The organism is Roseibium salinum, from assembly GCF_026240905.1.
Lineage (GTDB): Bacteria > Pseudomonadota > Alphaproteobacteria > Rhizobiales > Stappiaceae > Roseibium > Roseibium salinum.
On the sequence record NZ_JAPEVI010000003.1, the window covers coordinates 1032584 to 1046267 of the forward strand.

The window sequence follows — 13684 nt, forward strand, 5'->3', positions numbered from 1 at the left end:
ACGGTCGGGGACACGCCGATATCTCGATGATCTCCGCTTGCCAGCGTGCGCGCGGCGGCAGCCGTGACGGTCGGGGTGGAGGGCCGGTTTGGGTCGTTGATTTGGATTAGCTGGAAGATCACGTGTCTTCCAGCGATCGGGCCAATGATCTTCGGCGCCTGATTAGTAGTGGCCGAAGAACTTTGCGGACATTTTTGAAGAAGTTGGAAATATTGGTGAGCCGACAGGGGCTCGAACCCTGGACCTACTGATTAAAAGTCTTTGACCGGTCATTGTGAGCTATGCCGAGTAGTTGCATGGAGCCTATGTTTACTGCAGAATATAGCCGTTTTAAAGCAATTTTGCCACGTGGCGTTTTTTGGGGTTTTGTCGGGTGTTGAGGTCGTTTGGAACCCATTTGGAACCCAAATTAGATTGACTGACATATTGGGTTCCAGCGCGAAAGGCTGAGTACAAATTGCAAAGGCGATACAGGGTTAGCCCCGCCGCTCGCGCTCGCGAAAAACGTTAACCGATCCGGCTGTGGCCTTCTTCCGGTTTCAGGTTACTTAGGTGTTGGCAGTGGAGCCAGCCCAAGTTCCTTAAGAAACGCATTGTGCTTGGCGGTTGACTCCCTAATCTGCTCCTCGATCTCGACCATTTCCTTGTGGGTGGCCGCCAGATCGATCGCGACCTCCTCCTTGGCCGTGCTCACATAGCGCGAGATATTCAGATTGAAATCGTTGGCCTCAATCTCGTCCATCCCGACGCGCCTGGCGTACCGCTCGATTTCCTCCGGGCGCTGCTGGTAGGTGTCGATGATCTTCGCGATCTGGTCGTCAGACAGATAGTTTTGCCGCTTGCCTCGTTCGAAATGCTCCGATGCATTGATAAACAGAACGTCATCGGGCTTCTTGCACTTCTTCAGGACTAGGATGCAGACCGGGATGCCAGTTGAGTAGAAGAGGTTCGCCGGCAGGCCGATGACGGTGTCGATGTGCCCGTCGTCGAGGAGCTTGCGGCGGATCTTGGCCTCCGCGCCGCCGCGAAACAAGACGCCGTGCGGCAGGATGATAGCCATCACACCGTCGTCCTTGAGGTAGTGAAACCCGTGCAGTAGGAATGCGAAATCTGCCGCTGACTTCGGGGCCAGTCCGTAATTCTTGAACCGCACGTCCTCGCCCAATGCCTCGTTCGGGTTCCAGCGGTAGCTGAACGGCGGGTTGGCGACTACCGCGTCGAAATAGGGCTTCTTCGCCGGGTTGATCTCGCGGAGCATGTCCCAGTCATTTTCCAGTGTATCGCCGTGGTATATCTCGAACTCCGTGTCCTTCACCCCGTGCAGGAGCATGTTCATCCTTGCGAGATTGTAGGTGGTGATGTTCTTTTCTTGCCCGAAAATCTTCCCGATGCCATGCGAACCCATGCGCTTGCGCACATTGAGCAGCAACGAACCCGAGCCGCAGGCAAAGTCCATCACGCTGGCGAGGTGCTTCCGTTTGCCGGTCTTCGGCTCCTGGCTATCGAGCGTGACGATCTCAGAGAGGATGTCCGAGATCCGTTGCGGCGTGTAGAACTCGCCAGCCTTCTTTCCCGACCCTGCCGCAAACTGGCCGATCAGATACTCGTAGGCATCGCCCAGCGTGTCACTGTCGGTCGAAAACTCTGCTAAACCCTGAGCAATCTTCGTGATGATCGTGCACAGCTTGGCGTTGCGGTCCGCATAGGTCTTGCCAAGTTTTTCAGAGCCGAGGTTGATCTCCGAGAATAGCCCGGAGAATGTGCTCTGGAATGACTCGTTCTCGATGTACTTGAACCCGGCTTGGAGCGTGTTGAGCAACTCGCTGTCCTGTGTGCGGGCCATATGGGCGATGCTGGCCCAAAGATGCTCCGGGCGGATGACATAGTGCGCCTTCAGGCGCATCTGCTTCTCAAAGGCCACCACATCGCTGGGATTCTGCTCGTACCATACGGACAATGAGGACCGCCCACCATTGCCGACGGTGTCCGGGTTCGGATAGTCGCGCCCGAGTTCCTTTTTTGCAGCCTGCTCATAGTTGTCAGAGAGGTAGCGGAGAAACAGAAAAGCGAGCATGTAGTCGCGGAAGTCGTCCGCGTTCATCGCTCCGCGGAGCTGGTCAGCGATTGCCCAGAGCGTCTTGCCGAGTTTTTTCTGTTCGTTGTCCGTCATGGGTTCGCTTTCTTCGGCGTAGGCGCGAGATCTGGAACAGCAAATTTGAAGCGGTCGAGTACGTCAGTGAGGATTCTGCGGAACAATTCCTTGTTGTCATCGACCATTTCCACCGGCTCGGTGATGGCGTATTTGCCATGGCTGAGAAGATGAAGCGCACGGTTGTACAGAGCTTCGTCTTCAAGGCCGGCGAGGCAAACTCTCAGATCGTCATGACCGAGGAAACTGGCTGTCCTTTCCAAAATGCTGCGCAGTGCATTGAAGTGATAGGTGTATAGCGTTCCTGTCTGTACGCAACGCTGTAACTCAGCGAGCGTGGCCACATGATGAAAATAGGGCGTGTCGCCCGTGGCCCGCATTGTGAAAGCGCCATCAGCGTCCTGGCGATGTAGGAAGTAGCGCTTTGTGCTGATTTTCTCTTGACCCTCAGGTGTTCGGCCGAGCTCGTTACACATCACGTTAAAAAACAAGGCGTGGTGCGATGAAAAGAGCGTTCGTATGGGGGCGGGTTCATCGTTTTCGCCACGGCGCCTCGCTGCCTTGCGCACAATTTCGGCTAGATCACATGCGATCGCTATGGCATTGTTGTCGTCGAGAGACGAGATCGGGTCATCGATGTAGAGATGTGTAACCCACCGATAGGAATCCAAGCCGTCGATAACGCGTTCACATATTGCCATAAATAGGCACCAGATGAAGATCCGTTCTTCGCCACGCGAAATCTTGATGTTCTCATCAAGTCCCTTACGAAAAGTGACGGTCCAGTTCTCGTAATCGATATCGAATTCGAAGTCGGCGTAGCGTGACAGGTAGCCTGCGATCGTTTCGTCAAGCGCTAGGTCCTTGAGACCATCGAAGAATGAAGAAGCCTCGTTGATCTTAAGATAGCGGTTGGTGTCTTGGTCAAGATCGTTGTGCCAGACGAAAAGATCTTCAGTGTAGGCGTTGAAATAGAGCGTATTGGGCGCGCCTTTGCCCTTCCTCTTGCCCTGATCCTTGAATTCCATTGAAAGGCGGGTCTTCCCGGTGCGGTTGTAGGCATAGATCAGAACACAATGCAGGTCATTCACATCGCTATGCAGCCGTGTGGCCAGGCTCTTTAAGCTCTTGAATTTATGTACTTTCGAAGGCTGACTCATGCTCCAGATGCCTCCGGCCGAAGAAATAATTGCTGCAAGAGGCCTTGCTTGTGACGCTTGAGTGTGTCGAGTAAGCAGGCTTGAACGCTAATCTGATCGTCAAGGCAGGAAAAGCAGTCGGCAATTTTTCGTTGCTCGGCCAACGCGCTTCCGTCTTGAGGTATCGGGAGTGGCATGGAGGCATATTCGGTGCTGTTGATCCCGGGCTGCCCGCTCCGTTCTGATGTGACGTACACCCAATCCCAGTAGCTCGAGGTAGACAGATATGCAGCTAGAAATCGCGAAAATAAAAGCTTTGGATCAGGTCGTACCCTTATCAAAAACCCGGCATAAACTAAACGGCCGTCCTCCTCCCGATAAAGATATGACTTGCCGACACTGGCTCCGGTCCGGGCAAGCACAATGTCACCGGCCTCAAGATACTGATCGTCGGTGGCTTCGATATCAACTGAGGATCGATCACTGGGATGGAATCTACCGTCATCGTTAATGTCAGTAATCCGGATGTACGTCGGTAGATTGTCGGAAAAAGGTACTGCTGGGGCACTTACGCCGTAGTCAGGCATTCGAACCAAAAGCGATGCGAGTGGCACATGTTTCCATGCTTGAGCACCCTCAAACTCAGGGAAGCGAAGACGGGGCACTGTCTCACCAGGCTGGGGGAATAGCTGTTGCATCAAACCTTTCTTGTGCCGCCGGAGAGCTTCGAGCTTCCGACCCTCTGCTGCGATCAGATCGTCTAGCGAACCGAGGCAGTCGGCGATCTTCTGTTGCTCAGCAATATCTGGCAATGCTAAGCGCAGTTCCGCAATATCATTGTAGTAAATTCTTACCCTAACACCGCCGTCGCCGGCTTCGGAGACAAATGAGTTCCATTGCTCAGACTGGCGGAACTGGTCCAGATAATCTGCCGACAGGGCGTAATTGTCCGAGCCGTTAGTACATCGAAAAACCACATAGTCAGGACTGACAAGTATATCATCATCGCCGTTCCAACGCGCAATCGAACCAATGTTGAGTCGCATCGGGTTGTATGCAAACCAGTGTGGGCGAACAATTTTGTATCGAGTAATATTCGACGCGGCCAAACCCTCTTGCATCGGAACGATGCCGTCGTGTTTTCGGACTCCCATGACCGAAGCTGGCGAGAGCTTGTCTCCATTCCGAAGTTTGGCTTCTACCGTAACATCTCGAAGTCTAACGACAGGTAGCCGTCGCCCGACGAATTCAGGGAAGCGAAGCGTGGGTTCGCGAAGAGATCGCACATCAGCCGTCATTATGCGCCACCCCGCTCGTATGCGTTGAGGCCCGAAATCTCCCGGCCATGAGCCCTTTTGATTAAGAGTGGGACCAGGTCGGCCATGAGGGCAAGTTCGCGCTCGCGACGTTCACGCCAACCCAAATCGAGCGGCGCCATCAGGTCCGTAAGTTGCTCGCCGTCAAAGATCATGCGCTGGAGGATGCTGTCGACAAAGGTCGCGAGCGCCTCAGGTTCCAAACCGTGAGCTTGAGCCAAGTTCTCGATCTCCTGGGCTTGCTTCGCGGTCTTGAACTGCTCGTAGCCGATGCGGATCGCGGCCTCATCGAGACCTTCTCCCTCGGTCAACGAGCGGACGTACTCGGTGATTTCCTCCCGCTCATCGAGGAACTTGGCGTCAGACTGGATCAGGCTGATGAGCTGCTCGCGGCTGATTTTGACCTTCTTCGGGTCCTGGCCCGAGTACTTAGCGATCAGCTTCATGATGTAGTCGTAGTCAATGACGGCGGAGGCAAAAAGGACGAACTCGAAATCGAGCTGGTCGACCTCGGGGATGGTTGGCCCGCCAGCCCCATCGGGCTTGCCTTGTTGTTCCTTCAGCCGTTGGGCAGTTTCGAGATAGACGCCACGGAAAGCGCGAAGGTCGTCTTTCTGGAGGGTCTGTTCGATCTGCCCGCACTGCTCGTCGGTGAGGTCGGTATACTGGTCGAGCTGTGTCTGCAGCCGCTGCACCTCCTTGAACCGGTTAATGAACTGGGCCCGTGCGTCGTCGCCCTTCAAGTTGTTCACTTGATCGGGTTTCGCCTCCAGGCCGTGAGATTTCATGAATTCGCGAAGGTCGGCGACAGACTTCCTGAAGCTGTCGATGACGACCGGGGCCTTGTCGACCAGCCAGATTTCCCGGGCCCGGTCGGACTGCGCGCCAGAGAACATCGCTATGGCTCCGTCGACGTTCTCCTGCTGATCGCGGAAGTCGAGGATGTGGCCGTAGGGTTTGGTCGCATTGAGCACTCGGTTTGTGCGAGAGAAGGCTTGGATCAGGCCATGGTGCTTGAGATTCTTGTCGGCGTAGAGCGTGTTGAGAAACTTCGCGTCGAAGCCGGTGAGGAGCATGTCGACGACGATGGTAACGTCAATCTTTTCCTCGCCTTTGCGCGGAAGGTCGCGGTTTGGGAACTGCTGATCCTTGATGCGCTGCTGGACGTCCTGATAGTAGAGGTCGAAGTTGTTGATGCTGTGGTTCGTGCCGTACCGCTTGTTGTAGTCGGTAATGATGGTCTTGAGCGCCTTCTTTTTGCCCTCAGGGTCGTGCCGGTTGTCTTCCTTCTCCTGGGGAAGGTCCTCTTGGATCTGCTGGACATCCTTGTTGCCTTCAGCGGGAGGTGAGAAAACTGCGGCGATCTTGAGGGGAACTACCTCCGGGTCGGCGGATTGGCGCGCGGCCTGGAGCTTTTTGAAGACATCGTAGTACTCGATAGCGTCGTTGATCGACGCGGTCGCGAGCAGTGCGTTGAAGCGGCGGCCCCCAGTCGCGGCATCGTGCTTGTCGAGGATGGCCTGTGCGACGGCCTGTTTCGCGAACGTCTGACCCTGCTTTGGGGCGACGCCGTCCTTGGGTTTGTAGTAGTCGACGTGGAAGCGGAGGACATTCCGATCCTCGATCGCGTGCGTGATGGTATAAGCGTGGAGCTCTTTCTCAAAGAGGTCCTTGGTGGTTCGAAGGGTGGCGACGTCACCCTCGATCTGCTTCGTGGTGGCATTGTCCTCAAAGATCGGGGTTCCGGTGAAGCCGAAGAGTTGCGAGTTTGGGAAAAACTCCTTGATCGCCCTGTGGTTCTCGCCGAACTGCGAGCGGTGGCACTCGTCGAAGATGAAGACCATCCGCTTGTCTCGGAGCTGTTCAAGCCTCTGCTTGAACGTTGATCGTCCCTGAGCGACTTTCTGCTTGTTGTGCTTGCTGTTTTCGTCGAGGGCGAGGCCGAGCTTCTGGATTGTGGTGACGATGACCTTGTCCGCATAGTTGTCGGACAACAGGCGGCGGACCAGCGCCGCAGTATTGGTATTCTCCTCGACGCAGTTTTCCTGAAACCGGTTGAATTCCTCTCGGGTCTGTCGGTCGAGATCCTTGCGGTCCACGACGAAGAGGCATTTGTGGATGCTCTCATTGGACTTGAGGAGCGTCGAGGCCTTGAACGACGTGAGCGTCTTGCCCGAGCCGGTGGTGTGCCAGATATAGCCGTTGCCGCAGTTCTGATCGATGCAGTCGACAATCGCTTTAACCGCATAGATTTGGTACGGTCGCATCATCAGGAGCCTCTGCTCGCTTGCGATGAGCACCATGTATTTACTGATCATCTGGCCAAGCGTGCACTTGGCGAGAAACCGATCGGCGAAATCGTCGAGGTAACTGATCTTCGAATTGTCCTCAGCCGCGAATTGGTAGATCGGAAGGAAACGCTCATCCGCATCGAAGGCGAAGTGCCGCGCGTTGTTGTTGGCGAAGTACCACGTATTAGTGCGGTTGCTGACAATGAAAAGCTGAACGAAACAGAGGAGCGTCTTGCCATATCCGTTGCCCGGGTCGTTTTTATAGTTGATGATCTGCTCCATCGCCCTCCGCGGGCTGATCCCAAGCGTCTTTAGCTCGATCTGAACGACGGGGACGCCATTGATCAGGATCATGACGTCGTAGCGATGATGGCTGTTATCCGTATTGATGCGGAGCTGATTGACGACCTCGAAAGCGTTTTTGCACCAGTCCTTGATGTTGACGAGGGTGTAGTTGAGCGGTGTACCGTCATCGCGGATAAATGCTTCGCGGTTCCGAAGGGAACGGGCGGCTTCGTAAACGTCCGGTGTGACGATTTCGTCGAGGAGCCTTTGAAACTCTCCGTCTGTGAGCGTGACTCGATTCAGCGTTTCGAATTTTTCCCTGAAATTCGCTTCAAGCGTGACTCGATCGCGGATGTCGGGGCGATACTCGTACTTGAGGTCACATAGCTTCGTAACGAGGAACTCTTCAAGGTCGCGCTCGGGTGTGGTTATCGCCATCGCCGGAAACTTCTCCTTTTGGCGTCCGCTGAAAGCATTATAATATTGGGTGCGACGTACGAATGTGATCAGTCACTGTTTGCCGCGTCGCGTCGAGTCTGTCGGGGCCGGTCTTTTTGTCATCGGTTTGATCCATTCACGTGCCGTTCCGCTCGTGCTCGGCCGATCATCGAGGCGTTCCATCTCAAAAAAATCCTTGACCGCTGCCATCGCTACCATGGCTAGTCGCATACACTTCGTAATCCCCGCCGCTTTGGCGCGAGCAAAGCGGTACGGCCTTTGAACTCGCACCTCGCTTTTTTGTGCTCAGCGCTGTTATGAGCTGATTCCCGCCATCTTGTCGTCGATTTTGGTCAAATTGCCATTAGTTGCAATAGCGCCCGTTGACGTGAGACCTGCGAGAAGAGTAGTCCAGTCGCCGACGGGATTTTTGGCCTTCCGGGCAATCAAGCCCACCCTAGCCGGTGCAACCAACGGAACTCGTTGAAACAGTCCCGGTTCCAAAGCATCAAAAGACCGGGCATATCGTAGCCTGGTCGTACTGGCGCACCGGCATTGCCCGCTTGAAACCCGGCTTGTGATATCCAGATCACCGAAAGTGGCTTCATTCACCCGCGCCACTGTATCCACTGCAACGAAATCCACGACCCGCGAAGAAAGCCAACATGCCTGATGCGAATCAGGTCGGAAAATTAAGACTCATGGAGATGGCCACCCCGTTCCCGAGGTGGCCATCTGAGCTAATATGCTGGGCTTAACACAAAGCTTGTTAACGCGGGGCTTTTTCTTGGCGTGGCACGCTCTCAGCTGCAGCTTGTAGGAGGCTTCCACCGCCCGTCGCCCTTACCCTGATCAATGCGCCACCGCTTCCAGGCTTCGATCTCAGAACGCAGCCAAACCGTCTTCCGGCCGATTAGCGTGAAGCACGTAGGAAACGTGCCTGCCTTCATGAGCTGGTAGATCGTCGATTCGCCGAGCTTAGTGTCCTCAATCACTTCCTTGATTGTCATGATTGCGGTGTCACTGGCAAAGGCTTCCTTCTCGCGGGCCGTCAGCATCTCCGGTGAAGCTTTCATGTGTATTACCCCCCGACGTGGATTCCAATGCGGGCGAGCCGCTGTTGCAGTTCTTCGCGTGCCTTGTCCTGATGCCAGGCCTTGACCGGCGTGGGGAGGGGCTCCGGAAGTTCCCAATGGTCGCTGACGTCGCTCGGCACCATAAAGTCGCGGACTTCGGAGGCGGTCAACATCTTATCGATACGCCGCAGGTACTTCAGACGGTGGAACATGGCGTCGTCGTCGCCCTCGTCCTTAAGGCCGGCCGCTTCGTTGATGACGTCTGTAAGATCACCCTTTGCTTCGCGGAAGGCATCCATGAAGGCGGATGGAGCGTCCGTCTTCTGTGCCGTCAGCCAGAGGAACGGCCACGACGGTTCGCCGAAAAAAGCTGCATGGAAATCGAACAGTAGAGCATGCGCCTTGTAGCGCTCCTCGGCGCGGTCAAACATCAGGCAGCAGTGCTGCGCGACAGTGTAGGTGACATGGCTGGTCGCGCCGTTGAATCGGGGGATTTTGACCAGGTTCTCGACCAGGTCGGGCCAGTAGATGTCCGCGGGAATAAGATTGGCCAAATCGATGACGCGGCCGGAGGCCATACGCATGGGGACGGCCATTTCGCGAGTGGAAACGGGATTGATATGTTTTGTCATCGTCCATCCTTAATGGCTTGGCAGGCTGTGACCGCCTGGCCGTGAAGGTTCATGGCATTTTTCTTGATATTTTCAACGAGGCGGAGAATCTCCGTCTTGTCGTGGGGGCGGATCGCGAGGCAGGTTTCGAGGTCCGTCTTGAGAGTGCCGAGCGCGGTAACCAGATCGGCCGTTTCGGTCAGGAACCTTTCGGCCCGGTGCGCGGCCGGCGGGGCGATGCGTTTGGCATCGCCTATCTGGATGGGGGAGTGCGGCCGCACGGACGGTTCGGGGCAGCCAGGACCGTGAACGAGGCCCGTGGCGCCCTGCTGGCGTTTATGCTGGACCACTGCGAGGGCCATCAGCTCGCGCTTTCCGTAGCCGGTCCGGCCATGCCGAGGGCATGCAGGTAGAGAACCAGGACGGCCTCTTCCTCTTCGCGTTCGTGGGGCTGTTTCTTGCGCAGGGAAACGACCTTGCGCAGGATCTGGACGTCATAGCCATTACCCTTGGCTTCGGCATAGACATCCTTGATGTCATCAGAGATGACCTTCTTTTCTTCCTCAAGACGCTCGATGCGCTCGACGAAAGCGCGCAGCTGGTCGGCCGCGACTCCACCCGGATCACTCATTGACGGTCTCCTCGCATTAGCGATCAAGTCGGCCTCACGATTGAAGCGGCTAATGTTGATGACGGTTGGAGTGGGCTCGCACGCGTTACCGGGCCTTGTGAAGCGTTGAGCTAAACAGCCTGACTTCCCAGATCCTTTGCTCATCGAGCTGCAGGAAATTTTCGTCCGGCCCCGCAAGGCTCATTCCAACCTGCACAATGAGAAGGTATAAAAGATACCTCAACACGTCAAGCTGCATGGGATATAAAAGATACCCCATTAACGAAGTGTGCAATGTATGCACTTAAACGACCGGTTGCCATCCGTTTGGGATGACAACGTGAGTGTTTATTCAGACATTAGCTGAGGGGCAGATTGATGTGGCTGAGGTTTAATGGGCGCGGTAGCCGGCGCCGGGGTTCGCGTGCGAAGGTGGAATTAGCGGCACGGGAACTAAAGAGAGCCTTGGAGGACTTGCACGGTGGATACTGGGATATCCACCTCAATCATGAAACGGGATTGGTCGCAGTATCCCGCGACTTCTCCAAACGGGAAAGCTCGAACTCGATAAAGTCGGAAACCCGGGATTGAACGTCCTCGGGTGCGCGAGACAGGCGTTCGAAGAGTGCTTGCAAATGCTCCAGATTGGCATCGCTGTCTTTGGGTGTTCCTGCCCCAAGATAGAGCCAATTCAGCGAGACTCCGAAAAGGCGCGCGTAGGCGCGCGCCTGCGCCATCCCAAAGCCGTTTCGGCCCTGTTCATGCGCCTTATAAGTGTTGACACTTATATTCAGCTCATCGGCCACCTTTTGCGGGCCGTTGAAACCCGCAGAGATGCGGGCCTGCCGAAGCCGCTGAGCGCGTTGCTCGCGCAAGTATCGTTCTTGATCAAAAGACATGGTATGAAAAATACCCCGACTAGTGGGTACAAGTAATACACTTTGGTGTTGACATGAGTGGGTATTATTTATACCTCTCGTGTCATGAGACACTCAGACATTATCGACAAATGGCCCTCCCTTTCCGAGTTTGCTGCCGATCTGGGCGTTCGCTACGGCACGGCAAAAGCGATGCGGCGCCGAAGCTCGATTCCAGTGGGGCACTGGGAAGCCTTGATTGAGAATGCTGAGCGGAGGGGCCTCCCAAGTATCACAATTCAGGCGCTCGTCGCCGGTGCTGCCAAAGACGGTCGATCGTCAGCCGCCTTGGCCGCAAAACAATCCTCGCAAAGGTGCGCATCCCAGTCATCGCGTAAAACAGCGGAGGCTACGCAATGATTTTTCGCCCCACGACCGAACACGATCGTTCCGCGATCAAGGCAGCGTTTCGAAGGCTACTGCGGGATGCGGGCGGGCAATCCGAAGCGGCCGCTGCAACCCGCGTGGGGCAGCAGGCACTTTCCCGGTACGGATCGCCCCACCATGAGACCGATCACGTTCCCGCGGATGTGCTGATGGATCTGACCATGGATGCGGACAATCCGGAGGTTATCCGCACGCTTTGCCGATTGGCGGGTGGCGTCTTTGTGCCGCTGCCTGCCACCCGGCGAAACGATGCCTGCTGGCCGCAAGAGCTCGGGGCAATGGTTCGCAGCGGGGCGGAGGCTGCTGAGTCGATCTGCAAGGCACTTAGCGACGACGGACGGATCAGCCTCGAGGAAATACAGGACCTCGATATCCGCAACAAGCTTTCGGCAGCTATCGAAGCGCTGGCTGTGCTCGACGGCCATGCGCGGCAGGTGGAGGGAGTGGAATGAACCAGTCCACCCGCATTCTACCGGATCTGACGGCCGAAGCCGCCGATTTCGGAGCCAAGCTTGGTCGTGTTCTTGATCCCGTCGCCATGGAGCGTCTCTCGAAACTGCACCCGGACGGCGTGCGGGTTTTCGACATTGCCGACCATCACGGTATTGGCTGGAAAGACGCGTGCGACGTTGTCGCTGCCGCTGAGGCATCCGGGAGAATGAAGGTCCGGCGCGGTCCGGACGGCGTTGTCCGCTTCATGTGGATGCCGGGCACGATGCCGCCGCTGACAGGTCTTGAGAAAGCGATCTTGCGCCAGGCGCAGCGGGATCTGGCCGGTGGTCCGGACGAGATCTGGATCACTGGTGTTGCTCACACTCTTGACGTGAGCGAGCAGGCGGTGCGTCACGCACTCGAATTTCTCGTTTTCGCGGATCTCTTGAAGCGCGTGGGCGTTGGCTACGCGCTGACCAAGCTCGGGCGGACAGAGGGGGAGGTATGATGAACGAGACCTCGACGGGTCGCGCTCCCATGGACGCGGCAGCTGCGGCGCTTTGGTCCGTATTCCCAGATGGCGCTCCGCCCGATGTTCATGAGCCTACTTACGACGTGGACGAGGCCATTGAGCGGTCGGAGTTGCTCTTCGCATTCGGCTGGCCTGCCGCTGAAACTCTCCGTCCAGAACTGTTTGCCGAGGTGAGGGGGCACCTGTTTTGACGCCGACCACCTCTTATCTGGCGGGACAGATCGTCGCTTGTGAGTTCACCGGTGCAGTCAAACTCGACACTCTCTTGCCATCCAGCGAACGTTCAGAAAGCCTATGGTTTAAACTTCGCAATCAACTCGGCCAAGTTCGGTGGGCCGTCAACATGAGACGGTGGGTCAATGGGGCGAAACAGCTCTGTCAAAATCATCAACCGCTCGCCATCAGTGAGCTCCTTTTCAGGGATCTCCTGCAAGCGCACATAGGAAACCAACAGTGCAAGCCGTTGTCGGGAATCGTTTTCGAGTGCGAAATGGGACTGACTCTGGCGGCTCAAAATTCTAAGCAGCCAAGCAACGCCGAGGATGGGAATAAGTATTCCCTTAAGACTCAACAGTGCGATGAGCCAGTTTCCATTGCCACCCGCGTACAAAGCCGTCGCGTGGAAATATCGTTGCCATGGGGTGGGGCAGTAGGGGGCATTGCCACACAAATGGAAGAACGTCGTTCGGAGCACGCCCGTCTGACCAAAAAAGAGGAAAACCAGTGCAAGGGCAAGAATTCCTACGAAAATCCAGAAGTTGATTTCTCGGCGTTTTTTATGAAATCTCGCTTTTTCCCGCCAATGCGAGGTAAGGCGCTCCAAACCTTCGGCTGTTGCTTCGGCACCCAACGCCGCGTCCGTCTTCTGGAAGGCTGTCCTTTTGATTTGTTCTGCTTTGTCTTCTATTTCGATGGCATGTTCCGTCTTCTTCTGTGCCTTTTGGAACCGTTCATTTGCTTTTTCTTCTACATACCTACGGTACAGATCCACGCCCTTTTCGAAGGTCTGTCGAGCAGGGAGTTCAAGATTGTCGACGAAGCTCGGGATTTCCTCCTTCAGTTCGACGAGGAATGTTCCTGCAATATCGGTCTGGCTGAAGTGGTTTGCGCCGAATTCGCGCAATTTTTCGTGGTCTATAACGGGTATTTCTGTAAAACCAAAGACAGAATAGTCATTTTCACTTTGTTCAAATTCAGATTGGATAATATAACTATAAATTCCGTTTATAATGTTTATAATTTGGTTGATAGCACTAAGCATTTCTCCGGGAAGTTCCGGCTTTGCGTTTGTGGAATTCTTCTTCTGCACGAAACGTCGCATGTTTTGCAGCGCGATGCCGCTATCGAACCCAACGGAAGCTGTGAACTCAAACCAATTTGCAAGTATGCTGCCGCGGTGCGGGACCAACTGACTACCAGCATCGATGAATTCGCTTTGCTCAAGAACAATATCTTTCAGTGCGCGGCTGCTAAAGAAAGTTCCCATAAATCCCCCGATTCA

General features: G+C 55.5%; 12 protein-coding genes. 2 read left to right on the forward strand and 10 right to left on the reverse strand.

Translation table 11 applies throughout. The features are described 5' to 3' along the window. Positions 1-544 precede the first annotated feature (544 nt). From ON753_RS09335 to ON753_RS09375, 9 genes are all read right to left on the reverse strand, one after another. Positions 545-2170, reverse strand: coding sequence for a type I restriction-modification system subunit M (locus ON753_RS09335; RefSeq protein WP_265962253.1), 1626 nt, complete (start codon positions 2168-2170; stop codon positions 545-547). After that, positions 2167-3309 carry an ATP-binding protein gene (locus tag ON753_RS09340; RefSeq protein WP_265962254.1) on the reverse strand — a complete coding sequence of 381 codons (1143 nt, stop codon included), beginning with the start codon at positions 3307-3309 and terminating at the stop codon, positions 2167-2169. Before ON753_RS09340 ends, ON753_RS09335 begins: the two co-directional genes overlap by 4 nt. Continuing rightward, positions 3306-4586, reverse strand: a complete 1281-nt coding sequence (locus ON753_RS09345; protein WP_265962255.1) for a restriction endonuclease subunit S — start codon at positions 4584-4586, stop codon at positions 3306-3308. The genes ON753_RS09340 and ON753_RS09345 overlap by 4 nt, the downstream gene beginning before the upstream one ends. After that, the gene (locus ON753_RS09350) at positions 4586-7618 is read right to left on the reverse strand and encodes a type I restriction endonuclease subunit R (protein WP_265962256.1); all 3033 of its coding nucleotides are present in this window, start codon (positions 7616-7618) and stop codon (positions 4586-4588) included. The genes ON753_RS09345 and ON753_RS09350 overlap by 1 nt, the downstream gene beginning before the upstream one ends. Positions 7619-8421: 803 nt before the next feature. Beyond that, positions 8422-8694: a helix-turn-helix transcriptional regulator gene (locus ON753_RS09355; protein WP_265962257.1), complete on the reverse strand. Its 273-nt coding sequence runs from the start codon at positions 8692-8694 to the stop codon at positions 8422-8424. 5 nt (positions 8695-8699) lie between these two features. Continuing rightward, a complete protein-coding gene (locus ON753_RS09360) occupies positions 8700-9326 on the reverse strand; it encodes a hypothetical protein (protein ID WP_265962258.1) in 627 nt (208 codons plus the stop codon). Then, positions 9323-9667, reverse strand: a complete 345-nt coding sequence (locus ON753_RS09365; protein ID WP_265962259.1) for a hypothetical protein — start codon at positions 9665-9667, stop codon at positions 9323-9325. The genes ON753_RS09360 and ON753_RS09365 overlap by 4 nt, the downstream gene beginning before the upstream one ends. Further along, a complete protein-coding gene (locus ON753_RS09370) occupies positions 9667-9936 on the reverse strand; it encodes a DUF2312 domain-containing protein (protein ID WP_265962260.1) in 270 nt (89 codons plus the stop codon). The genes ON753_RS09365 and ON753_RS09370 overlap by 1 nt, the downstream gene beginning before the upstream one ends. A 485-nt stretch (positions 9937-10421) precedes the next feature. After that, a complete protein-coding gene (locus ON753_RS09375) occupies positions 10422-10814 on the reverse strand; it encodes a helix-turn-helix domain-containing protein (RefSeq protein ID WP_265962261.1) in 393 nt (130 codons plus the stop codon). A 374-nt stretch (positions 10815-11188) separates the two neighbouring features. Between ON753_RS09375 and ON753_RS09380 the strand changes: the two genes are divergently transcribed. Both ON753_RS09380 and ON753_RS09385 read left to right on the forward strand, forming a co-directional pair. Further along, complete coding sequence (locus ON753_RS09380) at positions 11189-11671, forward strand: phage regulatory CII family protein (protein WP_265962262.1); 483 nt, start codon at positions 11189-11191, stop codon at positions 11669-11671. Further along, entirely contained in the window at positions 11668-12159 is a 492-nt protein-coding gene (locus ON753_RS09385) for a hypothetical protein (RefSeq protein ID WP_265962263.1), read from the forward strand. Before ON753_RS09380 ends, ON753_RS09385 begins: the two co-directional genes overlap by 4 nt. A gap of 316 nt (positions 12160-12475) precedes the next feature. On the opposite strand, the gene ON753_RS09390 is transcribed toward ON753_RS09385, so the two are convergent. Next, positions 12476-13669, reverse strand: coding sequence for a hypothetical protein (locus tag ON753_RS09390; protein ID WP_265962264.1), 1194 nt, complete (start codon positions 13667-13669; stop codon positions 12476-12478). Positions 13670-13684: the final 15 nt, after the last annotated feature.

What these genes read in the sequence shown, in the direction of transcription:
- ON753_RS09335 (WP_265962253.1), bottom strand. Translation starts at nt 2,170, where the DNA reads ATGACGGACAACGAACAGAAAAAACTCGGCAAGACGCTCTGGGCAATC.
- ON753_RS09340 (WP_265962254.1), bottom strand. Translation starts at nt 3,309, where the DNA reads ATGAGTCAGCCTTCGAAAGTACATAAATTCAAGAGCTTAAAGAGCCTG.
- ON753_RS09345 (WP_265962255.1), bottom strand. Translation starts at nt 4,586, where the DNA reads ATGACGGCTGATGTGCGATCTCTTCGCGAACCCACGCTTCGCTTCCCT.
- ON753_RS09350 (WP_265962256.1), bottom strand. Translation starts at nt 7,618, where the DNA reads ATGGCGATAACCACACCCGAGCGCGACCTTGAAGAGTTCCTCGTTACG.
- ON753_RS09355 (WP_265962257.1), bottom strand. Translation starts at nt 8,694, where the DNA reads ATGAAAGCTTCACCGGAGATGCTGACGGCCCGCGAGAAGGAAGCCTTT.
- ON753_RS09360 (WP_265962258.1), bottom strand. Translation starts at nt 9,326, where the DNA reads ATGACAAAACATATCAATCCCGTTTCCACTCGCGAAATGGCCGTCCCC.
- ON753_RS09365 (WP_265962259.1), bottom strand. Translation starts at nt 9,667, where the DNA reads ATGGCCCTCGCAGTGGTCCAGCATAAACGCCAGCAGGGCGCCACGGGC.
- ON753_RS09370 (WP_265962260.1), bottom strand. Translation starts at nt 9,936, where the DNA reads ATGAGTGATCCGGGTGGAGTCGCGGCCGACCAGCTGCGCGCTTTCGTC.
- ON753_RS09375 (WP_265962261.1), bottom strand. Translation starts at nt 10,814, where the DNA reads ATGTCTTTTGATCAAGAACGATACTTGCGCGAGCAACGCGCTCAGCGG.
- ON753_RS09380 (WP_265962262.1), top strand. Translation starts at nt 11,189, where the DNA reads ATGATTTTTCGCCCCACGACCGAACACGATCGTTCCGCGATCAAGGCA.
- ON753_RS09385 (WP_265962263.1), top strand. Translation starts at nt 11,668, where the DNA reads ATGAACCAGTCCACCCGCATTCTACCGGATCTGACGGCCGAAGCCGCC.
- ON753_RS09390 (WP_265962264.1), bottom strand. Translation starts at nt 13,669, where the DNA reads ATGGGAACTTTCTTTAGCAGCCGCGCACTGAAAGATATTGTTCTTGAG.